Origin of the sequence: Streptomyces sp. NBRC 110028, from assembly GCF_001417735.1 — a bacterium.
Lineage (GTDB): Bacteria > Actinomycetota > Actinomycetes > Streptomycetales > Streptomycetaceae > Streptomyces.
Genome location: NZ_BBUZ01000029.1, coordinates 64,220 through 85,415, shown reverse-complemented (window position 1 = coordinate 85,415; position 21,196 = coordinate 64,220). Strand labels below are relative to the sequence as shown.

Below are 21,196 nucleotides of genomic sequence, written 5' to 3'. Positions count from 1 at the left end.
CGTCCTCGTAGTGGGCTACTCGGACGATCCCGACAACGCAGCGAGCGTGCGTGCCAGGCGTCGCGGGGCAGGCGGGACGTTCGAAACACGCCCTAGTCCAGCACGCGCGCCAGATACGCCCGCAGCAGTTCCTTCGTCTCGGCCACGACCACCGGGTCGCCTTCCGGGTCGACCCGGAAGGCGACCCGGAGCAGGGCGTCGGCCGTCTCGACCGCGAGCAGGAAGGCGACCCGCAGGCGCTCGTCGGCCTCGGCGGTGCCGTCGATGCCGAGGGGTTCGGCGAGAATGGCGCGGAGGCGGTCGGCCACCAGGTGGTTGGGCTGGTCGGGCAGGCCGGTCGCCGGGACCGGCCTGCCGAACTCGACGAGCGCGAAGCCCGGCGCGCCGCGCTTCATCTCCAGGTACTCGTCCACGACGACGTCCATCGCCGCGCGCCAGTCGCCTTCGCCGGGCCCCACCCCGGCCAGCCGGCGGGTGATGCGCGCGGTGTACTCGTCGAGGTTGCGGTGGGCCAGGGCCTCGGCCATCGCCCGTTTGTTGGAGAAGAAGCGGTAGACGGAGCCGATGGGCACCTGGGCGCGTTCGGCTACCGCGCGGGTGCTCAGCTGCTCATAGCTCATCTCGTCGAGCAGCTCGGCGCAGGCGTCGAGGATCCGGCCGAGGCGTTCGGCGCTGCGGCGCTGGACCGGTGGGCGGCGGAGAGGCGGTATGGGCACGCCACCATCCTGCCCGATCATTGACGTAACCCCTCTTCGATTCCTATGGTCGGACAGAGGATTCGTACGTCAGCGTCGGGAGCACGCCATGGGCGAGGGCACGGGGATCGAGCGAGCGCGCAAGGCGGCCGAGGAGCTGGGCCCTTCCTCATGGTCTTCCGGGTTCGGCAATGAGCACAGCAGCGAGGCGGTCCCCGGCGCGCTGCCCGTCGGCCGCAATTCACCCCAGCGCGCCCCGCTCGGGCTGTACGCGGAGCAGCTGAGCGGCACCGCCTTCACCGAGCCCCGCGCCCACAACCGCCGCTCCTGGCTGTACCGCATCCGCCCCTCGGCCGCGCATCCGCGGTTCGTCCGCGTCGACAACGGCACCCTGGGCGGCGCCCCCTTCACCGACTCCACCCCCGACCCCAACCGGCTGCGCTGGGACCCGCTGCCGGAGCCCGCCGCCCCCACCGACTTCCTCTCCGGCCTGTGGACACTGGGCGGCAACGGGGACGCCGCGCAGCGCACCGGCATGGCGATCCACCTCTACGTCGCCAACGCGCCCATGACCGACCGGGTCTTCAGCGACGCGGACGGCGAGCTGCTGATCGTGCCCGAGCGCGGCGGGCTGCTGCTCCGCACCGAGCTGGGGCTGCTGCGCGCCGAGCCGGGCCACGTGGCGCTCATCCCGCGCGGGGTGCGGTTCCGGGTCGAGCCGCTGGACCGTTGCGTCCGCGGATATGTCTGCGAGAACTACGGCCGCCCCTTCGTCCTCCCCGACCTCGGCCCGATCGGCGCCAACGGGCTGGCCAACGCCCGCGACTTCCTGGCCCCGGTCGCCGCGTACGAGGACGTGGAGCGGCCGGTGGAGGTGGTCAGCAAGTTCTGCGGCAACCTGTGGGCCGCGACGTACGACCACTCCCCGCTCGATGTCGTCGCCTGGCACGGCAACCATGTGCCGTACGTCTACGACCTGCGGCGTTTCAACGTCATGGGCACCATCAGCTACGACCACCCCGACCCGTCCATCTTCACGGTGCTCACCTCGCCGTCCGACACCCCCGGGCTCGCGGGCGTCGACTTCGTGGTCTTCGCACCGCGCTGGCTGGTCGGCGAGGACACCTTCCGGCCGCCGTACTTCCACCGCAATGTGATGAGCGAGTACATGGGCCTGATCGAGGGCGCCTACGACGCCAAGACGGCCGGCCCGGGCGGCTTCGTACCGGGCGGCGGCTCGCTGCACAACATGATGTCGGCGCACGGCCCCGACCGCGACACCTTCGAGGCGGCGAGCGCGGCCGAGCTGACGCCCCGGAAGCTGGACGACGGGCTGGCCTTCATGTTCGAGACGCGGTGGCCGGTGACGGCCACCCGGCAGGCGCTGGAGTCGGACCGGCTCCAGGGGGCGTACGACGCGGTGTGGCAGGGTCTGGAGCGCCACTTCCGCGCGTGATGCCGTCAGGCCCGCTGTGACCGTTACCGGAGAGCCGCGTCGTGACCACCTTCGCCCCCGACTCCCTCGCCCTCAACCGCAAGCTGCCGCTGTGGTACCAGGTCTCGCAGTCGCTGCGCGCCTCCATACTCGGCCGCGGGCCCGATGAACCGCTGCGGCTGCCGACCGAGGACCGGCTCGCCGAGCACTACGGCGTCAGCGTCCTCACCATGCGGCAGGCGCTGAAGGAGCTGGAGTCGGAGGGCCTGATCAGCCGCCACCGGCGGCGCGGCACCTTCATCGAACCGAGCGCGCGGCGCGGCACCCCGGTGCGGCTGCTGGGCTCGGTGGACGCGATCGTGGCCCAGCAGTCCGGCGAGCGGACCACGGTGCTGGAGCACGGCCCGGCGCCGGTCCCGGCGGAGCTGGCCGGGTATTTCCCCGGCCTGGAGGAGGCCGCCTCCTACCGCAGGCTGCGCCGGGACGAGCGCGACGACGAGCCCACGAACTGGGCCGAGAACCTGGTGCGCCCCGAACTCGCCGCCCGCATCGACCTCGCCGACCTGGCGCGCTGGCCGATGACGAAGGTGCTGCGGGACGCGGTGGGGGTACGGATCAGCCGCATCACCGACACCGTGGAAGCGCGCCTGGCCGACCCGGAGACCGCCCGCCTCCTCCAGATCCCGCTGCTCAGCCCGATCCTCCACTACACGGGGGTGACGTACGACGACACGGGCCGCGTGGTCGACGTGGCCCGCATCCACTACCGCGGCGACCGCTTCTCGTTCTCGGTGACGGTCCACGCCGACTGACCGCGGCATGCGGCACGGCGGACCGAGCTCCCGAAGACACAGCTACGATGCGTTGGCTGACCGACGTACGTGCCGGGTGAAAGGCGGCAGGGTGACGGCTACCCGAGACGCATCGCCGCTGGCGGATCTCATGCCCTGGTCCGTGCGGCCGCCACGGTTCGGGCGGGGCTGGGTCGTGGGGCCGGACGCGGGGGCGCTGCGGGCCCGCTGGGCGCGGCTGGTCGGCGCCGGGGACGAGGCGGAGCGGGCGGCGCTGTTCCGGCCGAGCCGCGCCCGTACGCTGCACACCTCCGTGAGCCAGCTGCCCGGCCAGGCCACCTCGACCATCCGGCTGGCCCGTGAGGACGGGCCGTGTCCGGAGCCGGTGCGGATCGGGCACGGACCGTTCGACCAGCTGTGGCTGATACCGGATCACCGGCTGCTCGACGCCGCGCGCCCCGAGCTGTGGCGGGTCGCGGACGATCGGCAGATCCACGTGGTGGAGGCGGGCGGGCCCGGCCCCGACCCGGCGCTGACCTTCTCGGCGCTGCTGCCGGACGGCCACTCTCCCGCCGGGCGCCCCGGGCGCATCCGCCCGCTGTACCGCCGCCCCGGCGGACGCGAGCCCAATCTCGCGCCGGGGCTGCTCGAACACCTCGGTGAGCGGCTCGGGCGGCCGGTCGCCGCCGAGGACTTCCTCGCCTGGGCCGCCGCCGCGCACCGGGGCGCGCCGTGCGCCGTACCGCTGACCGCCGATCCCGAGACCTGGGAGACGGGCGTGGAGCTGGGCCGCCGTGCGCTGTGGCTGCATACGCGCGGGGCGCACAGTGGTGAGCGCCCGCGCATGCCGGGTGGCCAGCGCCCGTATGTGCGCGCCGCGCTGCCCGAGCGCGGAATGCCGGACACGATCGGTTACGACCCGGACGAGGCGGCCCTGCGTCTGGGCGCGGGGCGCGTCTCCCCCGTACCGCGGGCCGCGTGGGAGGCGCACGCGGGCGGGGTGCGGGTGCTGGAGGCATGGTTCGGGCGGCGTACGGCGCCTGCCGAGCCGGGCACGCTGGAAGCGGTCGGCGCACCGGCCGGGTGGCCACGGGCCTGGACGTCCGAGCTGCTGGAGCTGATCACCGTGCTGGCGCTGCTCGCCGAGCTGCGCCGGGACCGGGAGGCGCTGGCCGACCGGGTGGACGGAGGGCCGCTGGTCGGGCCGGAGGAGCTGCGCGCCGCCGGGGTGCTGCCGGTGCCCGCCGCGGCCCGCCGCCCGGCGTCGGTGCTGGATCACCAGGAGGAGGGGCCCGAGGGCCAGTTCGCGCTGCTGTGACCACCGCTACGACGCGGGGCGCCGCGCATCCCGGGAAGCCGGCGGGGTGCCGTGCCTCACAGCACGGAGCACCGGCTGGAGCGGGCCGGTGCGTTCCGGTGCCTGCCCGGGACGCGGATGCGCCGGGGCGCGCGGGTGTGACGCGCCTGGCAGGGGCGGTCGGGCGCGGTGGGTCGGGCGCGGTGGGTCAGGCGTGGTTGCCGAACAGCGAACGCCGCAGCCGGCGCAGCGGCGCGAACAGCGACACCCGGGCGCCCCGGCTGTTCTTCGCGCGTGCGTGATCGCGCGCGATCAGCTCCTGCATCAGCACCGTCGCGCCCTCGGCCTCCCGCTCGGGGACGGCCGGGCCGCCCAGCACCGCGAGATGGCGGTCGAGGCGCGCGCTGGACGCTCCGCTCCCGCAATGAATGGCAGGCACTCGAGGCCTGCTGCGTACCGTTATCTGCTCCATTGTCACTCCCCACCCGTACGAGGGCACCCGCCCCGGGCAGAGTAACCCTACCTCCCCGAGCCGTCACCCGCGCATCCCCGGTCGCTGATTCACCACCACGTCAAGGGTGTTGACGCTCATACAGTGAAGATCGGCCCCGGTGGGAGCCCCTTTGCGTTTCGTGACAAATTACAGAACGCGCCAAGCCATTCGGCCCTCCGCCCCGAATAGCCGCATGAAGGAACATCCGGCAAGGTGCGAAGGACCGACACGATGACCGCATTCACCAGGAGCCTGGCCGGGCTCGTCTGCTGCTCGCTGGCCGCGGGCGGGCTCACGGCCGTCGGCGTGGCGGCGCTGCGGCCGCAGACAGCCGAAGCCTCCAGCCACCGCGAGGCGCCGCTGATCTCGGGGCAGCCGCAGTACGACGCGACGGACGTGTACGCGTTCCAAAGCCCCGATAAGCCGGACAGGACCACCCTGATCACGAACTTCCTGCCGTTCCAGGACCCGGCCGGCGGCCCGAACTTCTACAAGTTCGGCACGGACGCCCGATACGACCTGCACATCGACAACGACGGCGACGGCCAGGGCGATCTGCTCTTCCGCTGGACGTTCAAGGACCATCTGAAGAACGGGGACACGTTCCTCTACAACACCGGCCCGGTCGACTCGCTCGACGACCCGGACCTCAACTTCACCCAGAGCTATGACCTCGAGGTCTTCAAGCTGAAGAACCAGCGGGCCGTCGCCCGGGCCAAGCTCGCCGACGACCTGCCGGTCGCCCCGTCGAACGTCGGCAAGGCGTCCATGCCGGACTACAAGAAGCTCCGCGACCAGGCGGTGCAGGAGATCGGCTACAGCGGCGGCTCGACCAGCTTCGCCGGTCAGGCCGACGACCCCTTCTTCGCCGATCTGCGGGTCTTCGACCTGCTCTACGGCGGCGACATGTCCGAGATCGGCAACGACACCCTCAAGGGATACAACGTCCAGTCCCTCGCCCTGGAGGTGCCGACCAAGGCGCTGGTCGAGTCCAAGGACCAGCCGGTGATCGGCGTGTGGTCCACCGTCCACCGCAAGACCGCGCGCGGCGGCTGGGCGCAGGTCTCCCGGCTCGGCAACCCGCTGGTCAACGAGGTCGTCATCCCGCGCAAGGACAAGGACAAGTTCAACGCCTCGGCGCCGTGGGACGACGCGCAGTTCGCCGGCTCCGTCAAGGACCCCGAGCTGCCCAAGCTGATCGAGCAGATCTACAAGATCGAGGCCCCGGACACCCCCCGTGACGACCTCGTGCAGGTCTTCCTCACCGGTGTGCCCAAGCTCAACCAGCCGCCGCACGTCCGACCCTCGGAGATGCTGCGGCTCAACACCTCCGTCGCGCCCGCCAAGGACCCCAAGCGGCTGGGCGTGCTCGACGGTGACAACGCCGGGTTCCCCAACGGGCGGCGGCCGCTCGACGACGTCCTGGACATCTCGCTGCAGGCCGTGGAGGGCGAGCTGCTGGGCAAGAAGAACGACCTGGGCGACGCGGTCGACAAGAACGACCAGGAGTTCTACGGCGCCTTCCCGTTCCTCGCGCTGCCCAGCTCCGGTTCGGACGCCAAGGCCGTCTCGAAGAGCGCCGGTTCGTCCCTGCTGGAGGGCGGCTCGGGCCTCGGTGGGTCCTCCGAGGACACGATGATGCTCGCCGGGTCCGCGGCGGCCGGCGGTGGCGCCGTACTGCTGCTGGGGCTCGGCCTGCTCTGGATGCGCAAGTCGCGCCGCCCCGCCCGCGCGCGCCGGCGCTGACCGGCGCCCGCCGCCACTCACACCACCCCGCGGGCGCGGTCCCGCCCCCATCGCACGCTCCCAGCCGTGTGGACCGCGCCCCCTCTCCACCGTCCCGGCGAAAGGCAGCTGTCACCCATGGCTCTCCGGCCACCCCTCCCCCGCACGGTCCGCACGGCGGCCGTCGTCTGCACCCTCGCGGTGGGTCTGACCGCCGCCTCGTCCGTACTCGACGGGACGCCGGGCGACCGGCCCGCCGGACCGGTGTCGCTGAGCGCCGCCGGGGCGCCGGCAGCGCTCCAGCAGGTCTCGGCGGACGGCCTCGCAGGCCGGATCAGCGCCCTGCAGAAGCATCTGCGCGCCCAGCCGAAGGACGCCTCCGGCTGGTCCGGGCTGGGTGCCGCCTACATCGAACAGGCCCGCGGCACCGGCGACCCCACCCGCTATCCGCAGGCGGAGAAGACCTTCGCCCGCTCGCTCGCCGTCCAGCCGCGCGACAACGACGAGGCGCTCGCCGGGCGCGCCTCCCTCGCCGCCGCCCGGCACGACTTCACGAGCGCGCTGCGGGACGCCGACAAGGCGCTGAAGATCAACTCCTACGGCCAGGCGGCGATGGCCGTCCGGATCGACGCCCTGGTGGAGCTGGGCCGCTACAAGGACGCCCACGCCGCCGCCGAGCACGCCGACGCGGTGCGGCCCGGCATCCCCGTCTTCACCCGGCTCGCCTACGTCATGGAGCTGCGCGGCGATCCGAAGGGGGCGCGCGAGGTCCTGGAGCGCGCGCGGGAGTCCGCGACCTCGCCCAGCGACATCGCCTACGTCTCCACCTCGATCGGCCAACTCGCCTGGGGCCAGGGCCGGTACGACACCGCGCGGCGCGCCTTCGGCACCGCCCTGCGCTCCGTACCCGGCTATCTCCCGGCCCTGGAGTACCGCGGCCGCACGGCGGTCGCGCAGGGCCGTGTGAGCGCCGGTATACGCGATCTCGAGGAGGTCGTACGGCGCTCTCCACTGCCCGCCCAGCTGGCCGCGCTGGGCGAGGCGTACGAGGCGCGTGGTGACGCGGCGAAGGCGAAGCAGCAGTACGCGGTGGTCGACACCTGGATCACCCTGGCCCGCGCGAACGGGGTGGCGACCGACCTCGACAGCGCCCTCGTCGCGGCCGACCACGGCGACGTCAAGGAGGCCCTGAAGGCGGCCCGCGCCGAATGGGGCCGGCGGCGGACGGTGCACACCGCCGACGCGCTGGCCTGGGCGCTGCACCGCAACGGCAAGGACCGCGAGGCCCTGGACGCCGCCGAGCGGGCGGCCGGACCGGGCTACCGCAATGCGGCGTTCCTCTACCACCGGGGCATGATCGAGAAGTCCCTGGGCGATGAGAAGGCCGCCCGTGGCCACCTCGCCGACGCCCTCGATCTCAACCCGGGGTTCTCGCCGACGGGCGCTCGTGACGCGAAGGCGGCGCTGAAGCGGCTGGGTGGTGCGCGATGACCTCTCCCCGCCCCGCCCCTTCCCGGTCCGGGGGCAAGACCCCGGCCGCCCACGACGGCGGCTCCGCCCCCACACCCCCACCGGGGCCCGGGCCCCGGCCCCCGGCCCGGCGGCGCTCGCGGCGGCTCGCGGCGGCCGGCGTGCTGGCGGGAGCCGTGGCGGCGGTGCTGGTGCCCGCCGGGAGCGCCGAGGCGCATCCGCTCGGCAACTTCACCGTCAACCGCTACGACGGCCTGGTCATCGCGCGGGACGCCGTCCGCGTCGACCACGTCGAGGACCTGGCCGAGATCCCGTCCGCGCAGGCGAAGGCACAGATCGACCGGAACGGCGACGACGCGCTCTCCCGGAGCGAGCTGGCCGCCTGGGCCGAGACCCGCTGCGCGACCGCCGCGGACAAGGCCCGGCTGACCGTCGACGGCCGCGAGACCGACGTACGCGTCCAGCGCGCCGCGGCCCGCGACCGGCCCGGCCAGGCCGGGCTGCCCACGCTGCGGGTGAGCTGCCGGCTGACGGCGAAGCTGACGCCCGCGCGCGAGGCGGCCATCGGCTACCGCCCCCACGACGTCGGCACCGGCCCCGGCTGGCGCGAGCTGACGGCCCGGGGCGACCGGATGACGCTCACCGAATCCACCGCCCCCGCCCGTTCGGTCTCCCACCGGCTGACCAGCTACCCCAAGGGCCAGCTCTCCTCGCCGCTGGACCAGCGCACGGCCACCCTCCGGGTGGAGCCGGGCGGCCCTGCGCTCGCCGCGACGACCCCGGCGTCCGACCGGGACGACGCGGTGGGTTCGTCGGTGCTGCCGCGCGGCGCGGACCGCTGGACGCAGGCGCTCACCTCGATGGTGGCGCGGCACGACATCACTTTCGGTTTCGCGCTCACCGCCTTCGGCATCGCGGTCCTGCTGGGCGCGATGCACGCGCTCGCCCCGGGCCACGGGAAGACGATGATGGCGGCGGCCGCCGCGGCCGGCGGGCGCAGCGCGCTGCGCGATGTGCTGGCGCTGGGCGCGTCGGTGACGGTCACCCACACGATGGGGGTGTTCGCCCTGGGGCTGCTGGTGACGGCGGGTTCGGCGGCCGCGCCCTCGGTGATCTCCTGGCTGGGCATCGCGAGCGGGGCGCTGGTCGCGCTGACGGGCGCGGGGCTGCTGCGCAAGGCGGTGCGCAGACATCGGCATGTGAAGGCCCACCAGCACGAACACCACCACCATGACCATGATCATGGGCATACGCACGACCACCCGCACGGGCACACGCACGCCCACGACCACACCCACGACCACGGGGACGGCCACACCCACACCCATGAGCTGCGCCCCACCCTCCGCGGCACCCTCCTGATGGGCTTCGCGGGCGGCATGGTCCCCAGCCCCTCCGCCGTCGTCGTGCTCGTCGGCGCGGCCGCGCTCGGCCAGGCGTGGTTCGGGGTCGTGCTGGTGGTGGCGTACGGGATCGGGCTGGCGCTGACCCTCACGGCGGCCGGGTTCACGGCGGTACGCGTGGGCCAGGAGGCGGCCGAACGGCTGATGGCCCGCCGGGAGCGGGCGGGCCGGGGCCACAGGCTCCTGGGCGTGCTGCACCGCGCGTCGCCGTTCGGGACGGCCGCCGTCGTCCTCGCGCTCGGCTGCGGATTGGTGCTCAGGGGGGCGGCAACAACGCTCGGTTGAGGTACATTCAGCCCGAATTGCTCGGTTGGGGGGGAGGGCTCGGCCATGAGCGAAGAGGGTTTCGGCCGACGGGGTGAGCAGCTGGCCGGGGGGCGTTACCGCCTCCTCGGCGAACTGGGCCGCGGCGGCATGGGCGTGGTGTGGCGGGCGTACGACGATGCGCTGGGCCGCGAAGTGGCCATCAAGGAGGTGCGGGCCCCGGCCGGGCTCGGCGACCGCGACACCGACCGGCTGTACGCCCGGCTGGAACGGGAGGGCCGGGCGGCGGCGCGGCTCTCGCACCGCAACGTGGTCACGGTGTACGACGTGGCGATGGAGGGCGGCCGCCCGTGGATCGTCATGGAGCTGGTGCGCGGACTGTCCTTCGCGGACGTGCTGGAGGCGGAGGGCTCGGTGCCGCCCGCGCGGGCCGCGTCCGTGGGCGCCGAGGTGCTGGCGGCGCTGCGGGCCGCGCACGCGGTGGGCGTTCCGCACCGGGCCGTGAAGCCCGGCAACGTCCTGCTGGGGAACGACGGCCGTGTGGTGCTCTCCGACTTCGGGATCACCCTGGTGGAGGGCGACGCGGCGGTGACGCCGGCCGGGGAGCTGATCGGCTCGCCGGAATTCCTCGCCCCGGAGCGGGCGCTCGGGCAGCCGCCGGGCCCGGAGGCGGATCTGTGGTCGCTGGGCGTGATGCTGTACGCGGCGGTGGAGGGCTTCTCGCCGTTCCGGCAGGACACGCCGCTGTCGACGCTGCGGGCCGTGGTGGACGCGTCGTTACCGCCGCCCCGCTGGGCCGGGCCGCTGAGGCCCGTACTGGAGGGGCTGTTGCGGAAGGACCCGCGGCAGCGGACGCCGGCCGCGGAGGCGGAGCGGCAACTGCGACTGGTGGCCGCGGGCGGCACGCCCGGCGGCGTACGGCCGCCATCGGACACCGGCCGCACGGCACCCACGGCACCCACGCGGCCGCCGGTGACGTCCGCCCCGTCGAGCGGCTGTCCGGCCGCTCCCACCCCCGCCGGACCCGCCGGTCCCGTCGGTCCCGCGGACGATCAGCCCCGGCCGGAGTATCCCCGGCGGGCGGTGGCCGCGGTCGCGGCGGGAGCGCTGCTGGGCGTGCTGGCGCTGGCCGGGCTGACCTGGGCGCTGCTGGACGACGACGGCCAGGACGGCAAGAACCGCGGCACCGGCGGTGGCACGGCCGTCACCGGCACGCACCGTACGGACGCCACCGGGAACACCCCCCGCACCGCGACCACCATCACGGTCGTCATCAGGGCCGAGCGCGACACCTACGGGGGAGCCTGCCCGCCGCCGCCCGACAAGGCGCCCTCGTTCACCGCCACGCTCACCGTGAACCACGCTCCCGCGACGGTCGAATACCGCTGGATCACCGGCAGCGGCCGGGTCTCGGACGGCGGCTGGAAGTCGGCCCGCTTCGACGGCGGCCACACGGCACACACCGTGCGCCACACCGAGCCGTCGTATCAGGCGGGCGGCCGCCACGAGGACTGGATCGCCGTGGAGACGAAGGGCCCGGAGGGCGTGACGTCCTCGCACGTCGGCTTCACCACGACGTGCGAGGAGGCCCCGGCGGACGGGGCCTCCTCCGATGCGCGGATCAGCCGGATCAAGCAGCGGAGGTGAACACGGGGAGGTAGCCACCCAACTGGCCGGCGGCGGTCGGGTGGTAGGACTCCTCGATGGGGAGGGTGACGCTGTTCAGCCAGGCGCTGCCGGAGCAGATCTCATGGCCGGTGAAGGTCGTGGTGACGTCGCCGAAGGTGAAGCCGTGGTCGGCGGCGCGCTTGGCGGTCTCGGAGTTGAGGAGGTCGGCGGCGTTGTTGATGGCGGTGCGCGATGCCTCGCTGAGGCCCAGGAGGCAGGAGCCGTTCAGCTGGTAGAAGCGCGGGTAGCCGAGGACGACGACATGGGCGGACGGGGCCTTGGCGCTGATGGCGTCGTACACCTGGTCGAGCTTGCCGGGCAGGGTGCTCTGGGCATACGTACGGGCGTTGGCCACGGCGGTGAGACAGGCGCTCTCGCCCTGCAGCGCACAGGTGGTCATCACGCTCGCGAACCCGGCGTCGTTGCCGCCTATGCTGATGCTGACCAGCCCGGTCGAGGAGTTGAGCGGTCCGAGCTGACCGCTGAGCACATCGCCGGTCTTGGCGCCCGAGCAGGCGGTGAAGGCGAAGCTGGAGGGGGAGTGGGCGGCGGCCCAGAGCGCGGGGTACGCCTTGGTGCTGCGCTTGCAGGCGCCGCTGGCGCTGTCGTAGCTGCCCGCGCCGACCCCGGACGAGTAGGAGTCGCCGAGCGCCACATAGGCGGGCCCGGCGCTCTGCCCGGTGGCGTGGGCGGCGCCGGCCCCGGTGAGGACGAGGACGGCGCCGACGACGAACGACCCTAAGGCCGCCGTGAGTCTGGACAGTTTCATTCGAATCTCCCTAGCAGGATCACTCCTGTGCCGATGTGAGGCGCGACTGCCCCGAAACGGGGCCGTCGCGTTCGAAACCGTCAATCACGCCACCGTGCGGAGATCGGCGGTGTGACATGACTACGTCATGCCGCCGAAAATCATGATCTATGCGTGGAACTGTCCAAAAACTTTCGTTCACTCAAAAAGGTGAATCCTGCGCGCAGTCCCCGCGAACACCCCATTCCGGTGGGCTTCTTCGGAACGGCTTGGTAAACGGCCGTAAACCCCGGTGCGCCGACGCCCCTCGTGCTGGATCATGGGGCCGGGTGCGCCGACCGCCGCACCGGACCGCTCGCTCAGGAGGCAGACCCTGCCCGCTACACCCGCCGAACAGTCCCTTCCGATCCGGCTGAACGTCGATGACAGTGATTCGCCGTCGGATGTCGTCGACGCGCTCTTTCTCGGCCGGTTCGCGACCGGAGAGCAGCCGTATGCCCGCAGCCACTCCGTCGACCGGGTGAAGTCGGGCGCCACGCTGCTGCCGCCCGCCGCGACCGTGCTGCGCGCGGCCCGCGACGACGACCGCAGCGCCACGCTCGCCGAGGGCGACGGCTGGACCCTGCTGGTGTCCCGATGGAACCGGGGCGCGGACGTGACGGTGACCGCCGTCCGGGACGACCTCGCCGAAACGGTGCTGCGGCAGACGGTCGACGGCGCCGAGGACGAGCCCGAGCCGCAGCCGGAGAACGTGTCGATGGGCTTCTGGTACGTCTCACCGCGCCGCGGCCCGCACCGCACCACCCGTCAGATCGCGGCCGGGACCTGGGGGGAGATCCGCGACAACTACACGGCGCCGGTCGCCGAGGCCATGGACGGGCTGATGAAGGTCACCCCGGACGACATCGCGGGCCGCCTCCTGCTGCTGCACGGCCCGCCCGGCACCGGCAAGACCTCCGCGCTGCGCACCCTCGCCCGCTCCTGGCGCGACTGGTGCCAGGTGGACTGCGTCCTGGACCCGGAGCGCCTGTTCACCGACGTCGGCTATCTGATGGACATCGCCATCGGCGAGGACGACGGCTCGGCCAAGGGCCGCTGGCGGCTGCTGCTCCTGGAGGACTGCGACGAGCTGATCCGCGGCGAGGCCAAGCACACCGCGGGCCAGGCGCTGTCCCGGCTGCTCAACCTGACGGACGGTCTGCTGGGCCAGGGGCGCAACGTCCTGGTCGGGGTGACCACCAACGAGGACCTGGAGCGGCTGCACCCGGCGGTGGTCCGCCCCGGCCGCTGCCTCGCCCGCATCGAGGTCGGCAAGCTGAACCGCAAGGAGGCGGTCAACTGGCTCGGCACGGAGGAGGGCATCGGCCGGGACGGCGCGACGCTCGCGGAGCTGTTCGCGCTGCGCCGCGGCACCCGCCCCGCCTCGGTCCCCCTCCAGCCGGGCGAGACGGACGCGGGGCTGTACCTGTAGCCCCCGTAGCCCCCGTCCGGCTTATCCGTACAGCTCCCGCAGCCGCACCGACAGGCAGGTCACACAGCCCTCCATCTTCTCGAACTCGCCGATGTCCACCGGCACCGGCTCATACCCGAGGTCGGCGAAGAGCGCCGCGCTGCGCGGCGCGCTCGCCGCCATCAGCAGCCTGCCGCCGCCCAGCAGCACCACATGCGCGCCCGACTCCTCGGGCACCGGGAGGAAGCGCGGAAAGACGGCCGGGGCGTCGACGAGCGGCGGATACCCGATCACGGTCCCGTCCGGCAGCGCCGTGACCGCCGACTTCAGGTGCAGCACCTTGCTGACCGGTACGGCCACCACCCGCGCCCCCAACGGCTCGAACGCGGCACGCACCTGCCGCACCCCCTCGCCGTTCGTGCGGCCGCCGCGCCCGACGTACACCGTGTCGCCGATCTTCAGCACATCGCCGCCCTCCAGCGTCCCCGGCTCCCGCACCCGGTTGACCGAGCAGCCGAGCGCGGTCACGGCGGCCTCGGCGGCCGCGGTCTCCGGACGGCGGGACTCCGCACCCGGGCGCGAGATCAGCGCGACGTTCCGGTAGAGGACCATCGTGTCCTCGACGAAGACCCCGTCCGGGCACGCGTCGACCGGATCCGCCTCCACCGTCTCCCAGCCGTGCGTCCGCAGGACGGCGACGTACGCCTCCCACTGCCGCAGCGCGAGCGCGGCGTCGACCGGCTTGCGGTCGATGTGCGTGACGAGCCCGTCGGCGAGACGCGGGCTCGGGCGGCGGACCAGGGCGATGCGGCTGGTGGTCATGGCTTCCCCTCTTCTCGGGTCACTCACCGTACGCCGCCCGCAGCGCCTCCTCGACGGCGGCGAGCGCCGCCGCGCGGTCCAGGCCGAGCCGCCGGGCCCGCTGGGCGTACGTCTGCGCCGCCTCGGCCGCCCGGCGCCCGGCCGCGTCCCCGGCCGCCGCGACGAACGTGCCGTGGCGGCCACGGGTCTCGATCACCCCGTCCGACTCCAGCGCGCGGTACGCCTTGGCGACGGTGTTCGCCGCCAGCCCCAGCTCCTCGGCGAAGCCGCGTACGGTCGGCAGCTTGTAGCCCACGGGCAGCCGCCCGGACCGGGCCTGCTCGGCGATCTGCGCGCGGATCTGCTCGAAGGGGGCGGTCGCCGCGTCGGGGTCGATGGTGATCTGCAAGGCCACGGGGGCTCCTGGGGGTGCGTACAGGCTTTGTCGCACCCATTGTGTGCCGCCCCGGGCCCGTCCGGAAATGCGCGTCGGCGACATGCGGAGGCGGGCCGGGCGGGCGGGCCGTCGCCGAGGCGGACGGCCGGGTGGTGGGCTGCGCCGGGCGCGTGCGGCGGGGTGCGCCGAGGCGTTCACGGGCAACGACAGCGAGAACGGCCCGATGCCGGCGATCAACGCCCGGCTCGGCTACGCCGTGGCCTCAGTGGAGCGGCGTTGCGTGCGCCGACCGCGCCCCTGAGCGGTCACCGCACCGGCCGCCGGCCCGACGCCTCCAGCACCACCAGCCGGTCCGGGCCGTCCGGGGCGAACGCGATGGCGTCCCCCGGTTCGTGCCAGTGCACGGCGAACCGCTCCCCCGCCCGGTACGCCTCCACGCCCGCCCTGCAGTACGCCACCATGTCCTCCGGCAGGGCGTCCAGCGCGAACCACCCGATCTCCGAGCACTTGTCGGGCTCCCGGTTCACCGGCTGCGGCGCGCCGTCCGCCGGCTCCGCCTCGAAGAACCAGCCCGTACGGGCCGCGCCGGTGGGCGACTTGTGCTGCATGACGAGGGCCACCCGCACCTCGTCCGGGGTGAGCCGGACGCCGATCTCCTCGGCCGCCTCGCGGATCACCGCGGTCCGCACGTCCTCTCCGTCCTCCACGTGGCCGGACGGCGCGTGCAGCAGCCCGTCCGCGTATCCCGTGCCCGCGCGGCGCGCGAGCAGGATCTCGCCGCCGCGCCGCAGCAGCAGATGGACGTCGACGATCTCGGCGTGCCGCCGGGGCGGGGCGAGGTGCGCGCGCAGCACATAGCGCTCGTCGCGCACCGGCCGCCCCCACAGCTCCGTGTCCGCCGCCAGCTGTTCGACATGCGTACGGGACGCCAGCGGCTCGACCATGCGCAGCAGGTCACCGGCCGTCAGCCCGACCGGGTCCGACTCGCCCCACCGCCCCTCGACCAGCACCAGCGCCCCGCCCGGCCGCAGCAGCCGGGCCCACCGCCGCAGCACCGCCTCCTGATCCGGCAGCAGCCACAGCAGATGGCGCGCCAGGACGACGTCGAAGCCGCCCTCCCCCACCGGCGGCGCCGCCGCGTCCCCGACGAGCACGGTGGCGTCCGTGCCGGCGAGCTTGGCGCGGGCGCGCTCGGCCATCCGGGGCGACCGGTCGACGCCCGTCACCCGGTGGCCCTGCTCGGCCGCGAGGCGGGCCAGGCTGCCCGTGCCGCAGCCGAGGTCGAGCACATCGCAGGGGTGCTCGGGCAGCCAGTCGCGCAATCGCCGGGCCCATGCCTCCCGCACGGCCGGATCGCGCAGCCCGTGATCGGGCTCGTCGTCGAATCCGGCCGCGGCGGCGTCCCAGTAGTCGGCGGTGTGGTCCACGGTCCTGTGATCGGCGGTCGCTCCCTCAGCACACATACGGCGCATCGTCGCACCCGCCACCGACACAACGCCCGCTGCCGACCGCCGGATCGACGCACACGCTGACAGCGCCCGGCGCGCGGGGGACCATGGGGGCATGTCCTCGTCGCCGCACGCCGCCCTCGCCTCGTCGTTCAACGCCGTCGCCGCGCAGTACGCGTCGGCCCGCCCCGGGTATCCGGCCGCGCTGTTCGAGGCGGTGGAGGAGGTCACGGGCCGGGCGCTGGCCGGGGCGGAGGTGCTGGACGTGGGGGCGGGCACGGGCATCGCGACCCGGCTGCTGGCCGCGCGCGGCGCGCGCGTCACCGCCGTCGAGCCGGGCGAGGGCATGGCGGCGCAGCTGCGCGCCGTCGCCCCGGACGTCCCGCTCGTACGGGGCGACGGCGACGCCCTGCCCTTCCGCGACGGGGCCGCCGACCTGATCACCTACGCCCAGTCCTGGCACTGGACCGATCCGCGGCACTCCGTCCCCGAGGCGCTGCGGGTGCTGCGCCCCGGCGGGGCGCTGGCGATGTGGTGGAACCAGCCGGACCTCGACGTCCCCTGGGTGGCGCGGCAGGAGGAGCGGCTTGCCGCCCGCTGCCCGGCCCACCGGCCGCCGGGTTTCCCGGGCACCGTGGCCGGGCGGCTCGCGCCGTTCGGGGTGCGGACGACGGGCCGCAGGGTCCGCTGGTCGCGGAGCATCACCGTCGAGGGCCGGTTGCGTTCCCTGAGCAGCCACTCCTATCTGGCGGTGCTGGACGCCGGGGAGGCCGAGGCGGTGCTGGACGCGGAGCGCGCGGAGCTGCTCGCGCTGTTCCCGGACGGGCTGCTCACCGAGCCGTACGTCGTGGATCTCGTCGTGGGGTGGGGCGCCGCGGCGGGCTGAACCAGCCGGGATACGTCGGCGGCGGGTGTCTTGACGACGGAAATGTTAGCGGTAACACTCCCCTCGTGGACACTGCGGACCAGCACACGGGCCAGGCCCCATCCCCTCCCGGACCACCGCTGTTCAGCCGGGCCGCGGTGGTCGCGTCGTGCGCCGGCTTCATCCTCATCGGCGCGCTGCAGGCCCTCTACGGCCCGGCGATCCCCGCCTTCCGCGACGACCACGGGCTGTCGCCGTCGGCCGCCGGACTGGCCCTGAGCGCGCACTTCGTCGGCGGCGTCGCGGGGGTCCTCGGCTTCGACCGGCTCTTCGGCCGGGTCGGCAACCGCACGCTGCTCGGCTCCTCGTATCTGCTCATGGCGGGCGGCGCGGCCGGGTTCGCGCTGGCCCCCCACTGGCCGCTCGCGCTGGCTCTGGCGCTGGTCGCGGGGCTCGGCTTCGGCGGTATCGACTACGGGCTCAACCAGCTGTTCGCGATCGGCTTCGGGCGGCGCAGCGCCGCCATGCTCAACGTCCTCAACGCCCATTTCGGCATCGGCGCGATCCTCGGCCCGGCCCTCATCGGCCTGGTCGGGGCCGAGCACTACACCGTGGTGTTCCTGGGCTTCGCCGCGCTGAACTTGCCGTTGGCGCTGTGCCTGACCGGGGTGCGGGACAAGGCACCGGCGCGCGGCGGCGCCGGGGCGGACACCGCCGGCGAGGGCGCCCGTCACCGCGGCCTCGTCACGGTCCTGGGCGCGTTCGTGCTGCTGTACGTCCTCCATGTCGGCGTCGAGTCCGGGGTCGGGGGCTGGGAGCCCACGCATCTGGAGACGGTCGGGTACGGCGCGACCGCCGCCGCCTCCGCGACCTCCGTGTACTGGCTGATGATGACCGCCGGCCGCTTCCTGGCCGTCCCGCTCGCGCTGCGCCGGCCCGCCCCGGTGATCATCGCGGTCAGCTGTGCGGGCATGACCGTCTGTCTGCTGCTCGCCACGATCCCGGCCGCGGCCCCGTACGCGTACGCGGGCGTCGGCCTGTTCATCGCGCCGGTCTTCCCCACCGGTCTGCCCTGGCTGGCCCAGGCGGCGCCGCGCGCCCGCCGGGCGGGGGCGCTGGTGATCGCCGCCTCGATGGTCGGCGGGGTGGCCGCGGGGCCCGTGCTCGGCAAGGCGATCGAACTGTCGGGCATCCGTGCCGTACCGCTCGTCCTGGGCGGCGTATCGGCCGTCTGCCTGATCACCACCGGCTGGCTGATCCGCGCCACGTCCTCGTCCGTATCCCCTGCGAACACCACTCCCGCCGCACCCGCTCCCGCCCGTGCGGCCGAAAGGACTTCCGGCACATGCCCGCCCTGACGCTCACCCATGACGGCTTCCAGCTCCACGGCAAGCCCTTCCGGATCCTCTCCGGCGGCTTCCACTACTTCCGCACCCACCCCGACCAGTGGGCCGACCGGCTGCGCAAGGCCCGGCTGCTGGGGCTCAACACGGTCGAGACGTACGTCCCCTGGAATCTGCACCAGCCCACCCCGGACGGCCCGCTCGACCTCGACGGCCTGCTCGACCTCCCCCGATTCCTGGAACTGGCCCAAGCCGAGGGGCTGTACGTGCTGCTGCGCCCCGGCCCGTACATCTGCGCCGAGTGGGAGGGTGGCGGGCTGCCCTTCTGGCTGACGGCGGATGCGAACATCCGGCAGCGCAGCAGCGATCCGCGCTTCACCGGCGCCGTGGACGCGTACCTCGATCTGCTGCTGCCGCCGCTCGCCCCGTACATGGCGGCGTCCGGCGGCCCGGTCATCGCGGTCCAGGTGGAGAACGAGTACGGCGCGTACGGCGAGAACCGCGCCTATCTCGCGCATCTGGCCGACGCCCTGCGCAAACGCGGCGTCGAGGAGCTGCTGTTCACCTGCGACCAGGCCGACAAGGCCATGCTGGCGGCCGGAAGCCTGCCCGGGGTGCTCTCCACCGGCACCTTCGGCAGCCGGGTCGGCGAGGCGCTGGAGACGCTGCGCGCCCACCAGGAGAGCGGGCCGCTGATGTGCTCGGAGTTCTGGATCGGCTGGTTCGACCACTGGGGCGAGCCGCACCATGTGCGGGCGGCGGACGACGCGGCCGCCGATCTGGACGCGCTGCTGTCGGCGGGCGCGTCGGTGAACATCTACATGTTCCACGGCGGCACCAACTTCGCCTTCACCAGCGGCGCGAACCACGACCACGCCTACGCTCCCGCCGTCACCTCCTACGACTACGACGCGGTGCTGACCGAATGCGGTGACCCGGGCCCCAAGTACGCGGCGTTCCGCGAGGTCATCGCCCGTCACACGGCCGTACCGGACGAACCGCTTCCAAAGCCGTCGCCCAAGCTGCCGCCCGCCGAGGTCCGGCTGACCGCCTCGGCGAACGCCCTGGTCTGCGCCGAGTTCCTGTCCCCGGCGGAGCACTTCACCGATCCGCCCGCCATGGAGGCGCTGGGCCAGGGGTACGGTTTTGTCCTCTACGGCACCGAGCTGCCCGCCATCGGTGACCATGTGCTGCACTTCACGGGCGGGGTCGGCGACCGGGCGCAGGTGTTCGTGAACGGCGCCCCGGCCGGTGTCATCGAGCGCGAGCGCCACGAGGACAGCCTGCACATACGCAGCCCCGAATACGGTGCCCGGCTGGACGTCCTGGTCGAGAACATGGGCCGCGCCAACTACGGCCCCCGCATCGGCGACCCCAAGGGCATCACCGGCCCGGTCACCCTCGACGGCGAGCCGCTGGAGAACTGGACCTGCCACCGCCTCCCCCTGGACGAGCTTCCCGCCCTGCCCTTGCGCACCACGGACACCCCGGTCGCGGGCCCGGGCTTCCACCGCGGCACCTTCACGGTGGACACCCCCGCCGACGCGTATCTCGCCCTGCCGGGCTGGACCAAGGGGGTGGCCTGGGTCAACGGATTCAGCCTGGGCCGCTACTGGTCGCGCGGCCCGCAGCGGCGGCTGTACGTGCCGTGGCCGGTCCTGAAGGCGGGCGAGAACGAGCTGACCCTGCTGGAGCTACAGTCGGCGACGACCCGGGTGGCACACCTCGTCGACGCACCGGACCTGGGCTGGACCGCGAGGGACTGACCCCGAAAGCCCCGGGCGCGGGCGGCGGCCCGCACCCGGGGTGCACGCACACCAAGGAGCCGAAACCACATGGCGGAGCCACACCGCGCCCCCACCAGGCGCCGCCGCCCCACCACCGGCGGCAAGGTGGTCATGGCGGATGTCGCCCGGCTGGCCGGGGTCTCCGGCCAGACCGTCTCCCGCGTCCTCAACGACCACCCCCGGGTCCGTGCCGAGACCCGCGAACGCGTCCGCGCCGCCATGCGCGAGCTGGGCTACCGCCCCACGGCCAGCGCCCGCACCCTGGCCAGCGGCCGCAGCCGCACCCTCGGCGTGATCTCCTTCGACGCGGCCCGCTTCGGCCCGGCCGCCACGCTCGCCGGGATCAACGAGGCGGCGCAGGCGGCCGGTTACCTCGTCAGCACGATCGCCCTCACCGCCGCCGACCAGGCCGACGTCACCGGCGCGGTGGACCGCCTGCTCGGCCAGGGCGCGGACGGCATCATCGCCATCGCGCCCCAGCGCTCGGTCGGCCAGGCCCTGGTCGAGGCGGAGCACGGCGTCCCCATGGTCACCCTGGACAAGAGCTTCGGCGCGCACATCCCGGTCGTCGCGGGCGACTCCGCCTCCGGCGCCCGCCAGGCCACCGAACACCTCCTCGGCCTCGGCCACCGCACCGTCCGCCACATCGCGGGCCCCACCGGCTGGATCGCCGCCGAGGCCCGCGTCGACGGCTGGCGCGCCGCCCTCCACGCCGCGGGCGCCGAGGTCCACGAGCCGCTGCCGGGCGACTGGAGCGCGGACTCCGGCTACGACCTGGGCCGCCGCGTCGCCCGGCAGCCGGGCCTGACCGCGCTGTTCGTCTCCAACGACCAGATGGCCGTCGGCGTCCTGCGCGCCCTCCACGAGGCGGGCCGCCGGGTCCCCGAGGACGTCAGCGTGGTCGGCTACGACGACATCCCCGAAGCCGCCCATCTGCTTCCGCCGCTCACCACGGTCCGCACCGACTTCACCGAGATCGGCCGCCGCTGCCTGACCCTGATGCTCGACCAGCTCGACCGCTCCCCGGAGCCCGATGTGCGCGTGACCATCCCCACCGAGCTGGTCGTCCGCCACAGCACGGGCCCCGCCCGCGCGTAGCGCTCGGCGAGGTCGCCG

Annotated in this window: 18 protein-coding genes; 12 read left to right on the top strand and 6 right to left on the bottom strand. The window is 73.9% G+C overall.

All coding sequences use genetic code 11. From position 1 onward, the window contains the following. Positions 1-92: 92 nt before the first annotated feature. On the bottom strand, positions 93-737 hold the full coding sequence (locus ASC60_RS21040; RefSeq protein WP_055553264.1) for a TetR/AcrR family transcriptional regulator: 645 nt from the start codon (positions 735-737) through the stop codon (positions 93-95). Positions 738-804: 67 nt separating this feature from the next. Between ASC60_RS21040 and hmgA the strand changes: the two genes are divergently transcribed. The 3 genes from hmgA (at position 805) to ASC60_RS21025 (ending at position 4,239) form a co-directional block, all read left to right on the top strand. Then, entirely contained in the window at positions 805-2,151 is a 1,347-nt protein-coding gene (gene hmgA, locus ASC60_RS21035; protein ID WP_055553262.1) for a homogentisate 1,2-dioxygenase, read from the top strand. Between the two features lie 41 nt (positions 2,152-2,192). Then, positions 2,193-2,942, top strand: coding sequence for a GntR family transcriptional regulator (locus ASC60_RS21030; protein ID WP_055553260.1), 750 nt, complete (start codon positions 2,193-2,195; stop codon positions 2,940-2,942). Positions 2,943-3,033: 91 nt separating this feature from the next. Then, the gene (locus ASC60_RS21025) at positions 3,034-4,239 is read left to right on the top strand and encodes a type ISP restriction/modification enzyme (RefSeq protein ID WP_370592950.1); all 1,206 of its coding nucleotides are present in this window, start codon (positions 3,034-3,036) and stop codon (positions 4,237-4,239) included. Between the two features lie 187 nt (positions 4,240-4,426). Here ASC60_RS21025 and ASC60_RS21020 read toward each other — a convergent pair whose 3' ends face one another. Beyond that, complete coding sequence (locus ASC60_RS21020; protein WP_055553256.1) at positions 4,427-4,690, bottom strand: hypothetical protein; 264 nt, start codon at positions 4,688-4,690, stop codon at positions 4,427-4,429. A 252-nt stretch (positions 4,691-4,942) separates the two neighbouring features. Between ASC60_RS21020 and ASC60_RS21015 the strand changes: the two genes are divergently transcribed. The 4 genes from ASC60_RS21015 (at position 4,943) to ASC60_RS21000 (ending at position 11,220) form a co-directional block, all read left to right on the top strand. Continuing rightward, entirely contained in the window at positions 4,943-6,457 is a 1,515-nt protein-coding gene (locus ASC60_RS21015) for a DUF4331 domain-containing protein (protein ID WP_055553254.1), read from the top strand. A gap of 117 nt (positions 6,458-6,574) precedes the next feature. Beyond that, complete coding sequence (locus tag ASC60_RS21010; protein WP_055553253.1) at positions 6,575-7,927, top strand: lipopolysaccharide assembly protein LapB; 1,353 nt, start codon at positions 6,575-6,577, stop codon at positions 7,925-7,927. Further along, positions 7,924-9,594, top strand: a complete 1,671-nt coding sequence (locus tag ASC60_RS21005; protein ID WP_079038515.1) for a nickel transporter — start codon at positions 7,924-7,926, stop codon at positions 9,592-9,594. The genes ASC60_RS21010 and ASC60_RS21005 overlap by 4 nt, the downstream gene beginning before the upstream one ends. Positions 9,595-9,639: 45 nt before the next feature. Further along, positions 9,640-11,220 (top strand): serine/threonine-protein kinase, encoded by a 1,581-nt coding sequence (locus ASC60_RS21000; protein WP_055553252.1) that lies wholly within the window; start codon positions 9,640-9,642, stop codon positions 11,218-11,220. Here ASC60_RS21000 and ASC60_RS20995 read toward each other — a convergent pair. After that, positions 11,204-12,010, bottom strand: coding sequence for an SGNH/GDSL hydrolase family protein (locus ASC60_RS20995; protein ID WP_055553251.1), 807 nt, complete (start codon positions 12,008-12,010; stop codon positions 11,204-11,206). The genes ASC60_RS21000 and ASC60_RS20995 overlap by 17 nt on opposite strands. 298 nt (positions 12,011-12,308) lie before the next feature. Here ASC60_RS20995 and ASC60_RS20990 point away from each other — a divergent pair, with 298 nt between their 5' ends. After that, positions 12,309-13,460, top strand: a complete 1,152-nt coding sequence (locus tag ASC60_RS20990; RefSeq protein WP_370592949.1) for a DUF5925 domain-containing protein — start codon at positions 12,309-12,311, stop codon at positions 13,458-13,460. 21 nt (positions 13,461-13,481) lie between these two features. Here ASC60_RS20990 and ddaH read toward each other — a convergent pair whose 3' ends face one another. The 3 genes from ddaH to ASC60_RS20975 all read right to left on the bottom strand — a co-directional run bounded on the left by ddaH (position 13,482) and on the right by ASC60_RS20975 (position 16,100). Beyond that, a complete protein-coding gene (gene ddaH / locus ASC60_RS20985; protein WP_055553250.1) occupies positions 13,482-14,261 on the bottom strand; it encodes a dimethylargininase in 780 nt (259 codons plus the stop codon). A gap of 19 nt (positions 14,262-14,280) precedes the next feature. Further along, positions 14,281-14,655 (bottom strand): GntR family transcriptional regulator, encoded by a 375-nt coding sequence (locus ASC60_RS20980; protein ID WP_055553249.1) that lies wholly within the window; start codon positions 14,653-14,655, stop codon positions 14,281-14,283. A 287-nt stretch (positions 14,656-14,942) separates the two neighbouring features. After that, positions 14,943-16,100, bottom strand: a complete 1,158-nt coding sequence (locus tag ASC60_RS20975) for a methyltransferase domain-containing protein (RefSeq protein WP_055553247.1) — start codon at positions 16,098-16,100, stop codon at positions 14,943-14,945. A 100-nt stretch (positions 16,101-16,200) separates the two neighbouring features. Here ASC60_RS20975 and ASC60_RS20970 point away from each other — a divergent pair, with 100 nt between their 5' ends. The 4 genes from ASC60_RS20970 (at position 16,201) to ASC60_RS20955 (ending at position 21,178) form a co-directional block, all read left to right on the top strand. Beyond that, entirely contained in the window at positions 16,201-16,971 is a 771-nt protein-coding gene (locus ASC60_RS20970; protein WP_055553245.1) for a class I SAM-dependent methyltransferase, read from the top strand. Between the two features lie 65 nt (positions 16,972-17,036). Then, a complete protein-coding gene (locus tag ASC60_RS20965; RefSeq protein WP_055553244.1) occupies positions 17,037-18,308 on the top strand; it encodes a sugar MFS transporter in 1,272 nt (423 codons plus the stop codon). Further along, on the top strand, positions 18,296-20,059 hold the full coding sequence (locus ASC60_RS20960) for a beta-galactosidase (protein WP_055553242.1): 1,764 nt from the start codon (positions 18,296-18,298) through the stop codon (positions 20,057-20,059). Before ASC60_RS20965 ends, ASC60_RS20960 begins: the two co-directional genes overlap by 13 nt. 69 nt (positions 20,060-20,128) lie before the next feature. Further along, positions 20,129-21,178 (top strand): LacI family DNA-binding transcriptional regulator, encoded by a 1,050-nt coding sequence (locus ASC60_RS20955; protein WP_055553239.1) that lies wholly within the window; start codon positions 20,129-20,131, stop codon positions 21,176-21,178. Positions 21,179-21,196: the final 18 nt, after the last annotated feature.

Coding starts and splice junctions, on each gene's coding strand:
- ASC60_RS21040 (WP_055553264.1), bottom strand. CDS start 737: ATGATCGGGCAGGATGGTGGCGTGCCCATACCGCCTCTCCGCCGCCCA.
- hmgA (WP_055553262.1), top strand. CDS start 805: ATGGGCGAGGGCACGGGGATCGAGCGAGCGCGCAAGGCGGCCGAGGAG.
- ASC60_RS21020 (WP_055553256.1), bottom strand. CDS start 4,690: ATGGAGCAGATAACGGTACGCAGCAGGCCTCGAGTGCCTGCCATTCAT.
- ASC60_RS21015 (WP_055553254.1), top strand. CDS start 4,943: ATGACCGCATTCACCAGGAGCCTGGCCGGGCTCGTCTGCTGCTCGCTG.
- ASC60_RS21010 (WP_055553253.1), top strand. CDS start 6,575: ATGGCTCTCCGGCCACCCCTCCCCCGCACGGTCCGCACGGCGGCCGTC.
- ASC60_RS21005 (WP_079038515.1), top strand. CDS start 7,924: ATGACCTCTCCCCGCCCCGCCCCTTCCCGGTCCGGGGGCAAGACCCCG.
- ASC60_RS21000 (WP_055553252.1), top strand. CDS start 9,640: ATGAGCGAAGAGGGTTTCGGCCGACGGGGTGAGCAGCTGGCCGGGGGG.
- ASC60_RS20995 (WP_055553251.1), bottom strand. CDS start 12,010: ATGAAACTGTCCAGACTCACGGCGGCCTTAGGGTCGTTCGTCGTCGGC.
- ASC60_RS20990 (WP_370592949.1), top strand. CDS start 12,309: ATGGGGCCGGGTGCGCCGACCGCCGCACCGGACCGCTCGCTCAGGAGG.
- ddaH (WP_055553250.1), bottom strand. CDS start 14,261: ATGACCACCAGCCGCATCGCCCTGGTCCGCCGCCCGAGCCCGCGTCTC.
- ASC60_RS20975 (WP_055553247.1), bottom strand. CDS start 16,100: ATGTGTGCTGAGGGAGCGACCGCCGATCACAGGACCGTGGACCACACC.
- ASC60_RS20970 (WP_055553245.1), top strand. CDS start 16,201: ATGTCCTCGTCGCCGCACGCCGCCCTCGCCTCGTCGTTCAACGCCGTC.
- ASC60_RS20960 (WP_055553242.1), top strand. CDS start 18,296: ATGCCCGCCCTGACGCTCACCCATGACGGCTTCCAGCTCCACGGCAAG.
- ASC60_RS20955 (WP_055553239.1), top strand. CDS start 20,129: ATGGCGGAGCCACACCGCGCCCCCACCAGGCGCCGCCGCCCCACCACC.